Consider the following 3,703-nt stretch of genomic DNA (forward strand, 5'->3'; position numbering starts at 1 on the left):
GATTGTGCATGGCGCTGGCGTTGCCCTGCTCGGCGGCGAGCTGGTAGTAGGTCTTGGCCTTCTTGATGTCGCGGGCGACGCCGATCCCCTTCTCGTAGAAATTGCCGATGCGGTATTCGGCCGGCGGTGACGCCAAGGCGCTGTTCGAGGTCGGCTCGCGCTATGCAGAATCGCGCGGCGTCAAGGAGGACATGAAGGCGGCGGCCAAGTGGTACGAGAAGGCCGCCGAGCTCGGCCTCGCGCCGGCCGAATACCGCATCGGCAATTTCTACGAGAAGGGGATCGGCGTCGCCCGCGACATCAAGAAGGCCAAGACCTACTACCAGCTCGCCGCCGAGCAGGGCAACGCCAGCGCCATGCACAATCTCGCCGTGCTGTTCGCCATGGCGGCGGACGGCGTGACCGACAATGAGTCGGCGGCACACTGGTTCCAGGCCGCGGCCGACCGCGGCGTCAAGGACAGCCAGTTCAATCTCGGCATCCTGGCGGCCAAGGGCGTCGGCATGAAGCAGAACCTGGAGGAATCCTACAAATGGTTCGCGCTCGTCGCCAAGACCGGCGACAAGGACGCTGCGTCCAAGCGCGACGAGATCGCCAATGCGTTGCGTCCGGAGCAGCTGGAGCGGGCGCGCGCCGCTACCGAGCTGTGGAAGGCAAAGCCGATCGAACAGGCAGCCAACTCCGTCGACATCCCCGAATCCTGGCAGGAGGGGACGCCGCAGACGACCGCCAGCATCGACATGAAGAAGGCGGTCAAGAACATCCAGCTGATCCTCAACAAGAACGGCTATGAAGCCGGCGGCGCCGACGGTGTGATGGGCGACAAGACCAAGACCGCGATCATTGCCTTCCAGACCGACAACAAGATGAAACCGACCGGCGAGGTCGATGAACAACTGGTCAAGGCGCTGCTGGCGCGCAAATAACGGCAGAGGCGTCGCTTCCGCGATGTCCTTGCCACACATTTGCCTGTTAACTGATTGAGATGTTTTTTGTTTCGACGCGGCGGCGGGGTTTGGTCCCCGCCGCCGCGTCGGCGCAAGAAAAAATTGGCTTTTCGGTGCGAGACTGCACGCTGCGGCTGCATCGCCGACAGGCAAACTGATCGAGACTGACGGGTGGGCATCTATCTCCCGATCGCGGAAATTTCCGTCAACGTCTTCGTGCTGCTGGCCATGGGGGCGGCGGTTGGTTTCCTGTCGGGCATGTTCGGGGTAGGCGGCGGCTTCCTCATCACGCCGCTGCTGATCTTCTACAACATTCCGCCGGCCATCGCGGTCGCCACCGGCGCCAACCAGGTCATCGCCTCTTCCTTTTCCGGCGCGCTGTCGCACATGAAGCGCGGCACGCTCGACTTCAAGCTCGGCGGCGTGCTGCTCGCGGGCGGCATCGTCGGCTCGACCGGCGGTGTCTATGTGTTTGCCGTGCTGCGCCGGCTCGGCCAGTTGGATCTCTTCATTTCGCTGCTCTACGTCGCGCTGCTCGGCACCGTCGGCGGGCTGATGCTGGTCGAGAGCGTCAATGCGCTGCGCGCCACCCGCAGCGGCGCCGCACCCGTGCTGAAGAAATCCGGCCAGCACAACTGGATCCATCGGCTGCCGTTGAAGATGCGCTTCCGCGCCTCGAAGCTGTTCGTCAGCGTCATCCCGGTGCTCGGGCTCGGCGCCGGCATCGGCTTCCTGTCGTCGATCATGGGTGTCGGCGGCGGCTTCATCATGGTGCCGGCGCTGATCTATCTCCTGAAAGTGCCGACCAACGTCGTCATCGGCACCTCGCTGTTCCAGATCATCTTCACCTCGGCCTACACCACGCTGGTGCACGCCACCACCAACCAGACGGTCGATGTGATGCTCGCCTTCCTGTTGATGGCGGGCGGTGTCGCCGGCGCGCAATATGGCGCCAAGGCCGGCCAGAAGCTGCGCGGCGAGCAGCTCAGGGCATTGCTGGCGCTGCTGGTTCTGGCCGTCGCCATCCGCCTGGCGATCGATCTCTTCGTCACCCCGCCCAATCTCTATTCGCTTTCCGCAGCGGGCCTGAACTGATGGCGGGGTGGAAGGGGTTCGCGGCCGGCGCTTTGCTTCTGCTCGTCGCGGCCGCGTCGCCGACGGCGGCGCAGACTCCGCCGGTCGAAGGAATCCAGATCGGCCTGTCGACCGACGCCGTCTCGATCACCGCCGGGTTTTCCGGCGCCGACCTCACCATCTTCGGGTCGCTGGAAAACCCCGATCCGCTGGTTGCGCGCCAGGGGCGCTACGACGTCATCGTCGTGCTCGAGGGCCCGCCGCGACCGGTGGTGGTGCGGCGCAAGGACCGGGTGCTCGGCGTCTGGATCAATCTGGAGTCGGAGACGTTCGAGAATGTGCCGGTGTCCTATTCGGTGGCCACGACGCGGCCGCTGCAGGACATAACCGAACCGAACAGCTACAAGCAGCTGTCGCTCGGCTCGGCCAACCTCTACATGAAGCCCGCCGACGAGACCGACAGCCCGGCGACGATCGAGGAGTTCACCGCCGCGCTGCGAGATCGCAAGAAGGCGACCGGGCTCTACAGCGAAAATGTCGGCGGCGTGCAGTTCCTGTCGCAGAACCTGTTCCGCGCCACGGTGAGACTGGCGCCCGACGTTCCGGTCGGCACCCACAAGGCGCGCGCCTTCCTGTTCAAGAGCGGCATGTTCATCAAGGAAAGCTCGGCCCAGCTCGAAATCCGCAAATCCGGTTTCGAGCAGTCGATCTTCCGCGTCGCGCACGACTATTCCTTTCTCTACGGCGTCTTCGCGGTATCGCTCGCCATGCTGACCGGCTGGCTGGGGCGGCTGGTCTTCCGCAAGGATTGATCTCCCCGGGAAAAGAGGCTTTCCCTTTTTTCGATGATGCGATAAACCGCCGCCTCCCAAGGCAAACACGCACATTCAATTCAGCAGAACGGTCCGGCCATCCGGACGTCCGCTCCTTGCCGGCGCCGGCGATCCGCTGCGACGAACCAATGACAGGAGGCTGCTATGCAATCAGCATTCGGCGGCATCGATTTCGGCACGTCCAATTCCACCGTGGGCGTGATCCGGAACGGGCAGGCGCGACTAGTAGCGCTGGAAGGTGAACAACCTACATTGCCAAGCGCCGTCTTCTTCAACTTCGAGGACGGCCATACCTATTTCGGCCGCCGTGCTATCAGCGACTACACCGACAGCATCGAGGGGCGGCTGATGCGCTCGCTGAAGAGCGTGCTCGGCAGCTCGCTCGCTCACGAGAAGACCCGCATCAAGGCGCGCCTGATCGGCTTCACCGACATCATCGGTTTCTTCATCGCCCATCTGAAGAAGCGCCTCGAAGAGGACGCGCGCGCTCCGGTCGAGACCATCGTGCTCGGTCGGCCCGTACAATTCGTCGACGATGACGCCGAGGCCGATGCGAGGGCGGAAAGTGAGCTTGAAAAGGCGGCGCGCGCCCAGGGGTTCAAGCACATCGCCTTCCAGTTCGAGCCGATCGCGGCGGCGCTCGACTACGAGCAGAAGGTTACCCGGGAGGAACTGGCGCTGATCGTCGACATGGGCGGCGGCACGTCCGACTTCTCGGTGGTGCGGGTCTCGCCCGAGCGCGCCCGCTCGAACGATCGCAAGGGCGACATCCTGGCCAACCGCGGCATCCATATCGGCGGCACCGACTTCGACCGGCTGCTCAGCATCGCCCACATAATGCCCGAACTC

At 64.1% G+C, this 3,703-nt stretch carries 3 protein-coding genes and 1 pseudogene; all 4 read left to right on the forward strand.

Annotated elements, in window-relative coordinates:
- Nucleotides 1–106 precede the first annotated feature (106 nt).
- A pseudogene (locus EN781_RS28400) lies at nt 107–926 on the forward strand (SEL1-like repeat protein); the annotation flags it as partial.
- Between the two features lie 192 nt (nt 927–1,118).
- Nucleotides 1,119–2,042: a sulfite exporter TauE/SafE family protein gene (locus tag EN781_RS28405; protein ID WP_126056615.1), complete on the forward strand. Its 924-nt coding sequence runs from the start codon at nt 1,119–1,121 to the stop codon at nt 2,040–2,042.
- On the forward strand, nt 2,042–2,833 hold the full coding sequence (locus EN781_RS28410) for a TIGR02186 family protein (protein ID WP_126056616.1): 792 nt from the start codon (nt 2,042–2,044) through the stop codon (nt 2,831–2,833). Before EN781_RS28405 ends, EN781_RS28410 begins: the two co-directional genes overlap by 1 nt.
- A 165-nt stretch (nt 2,834–2,998) precedes the next feature.
- A partial coding sequence (locus tag EN781_RS28415) for an Hsp70 family protein (RefSeq protein WP_145965675.1) occupies nt 2,999–3,703 on the forward strand: 705 nt, incomplete at its 3' end.

The organism is Mesorhizobium sp. M4A.F.Ca.ET.090.04.2.1 (assembly GCF_003999085.1).
GTDB lineage: Bacteria > Pseudomonadota > Alphaproteobacteria > Rhizobiales > Rhizobiaceae > Mesorhizobium.

Bases quoted from the DNA above. Each gene is read 5' to 3' on its own strand.
- EN781_RS28410 (WP_126056616.1), top strand. From the start codon at position 2,042: ATGGCGGGGTGGAAGGGGTTCGCGGCCGGCGCTTTGCTTCTGCTCGTC.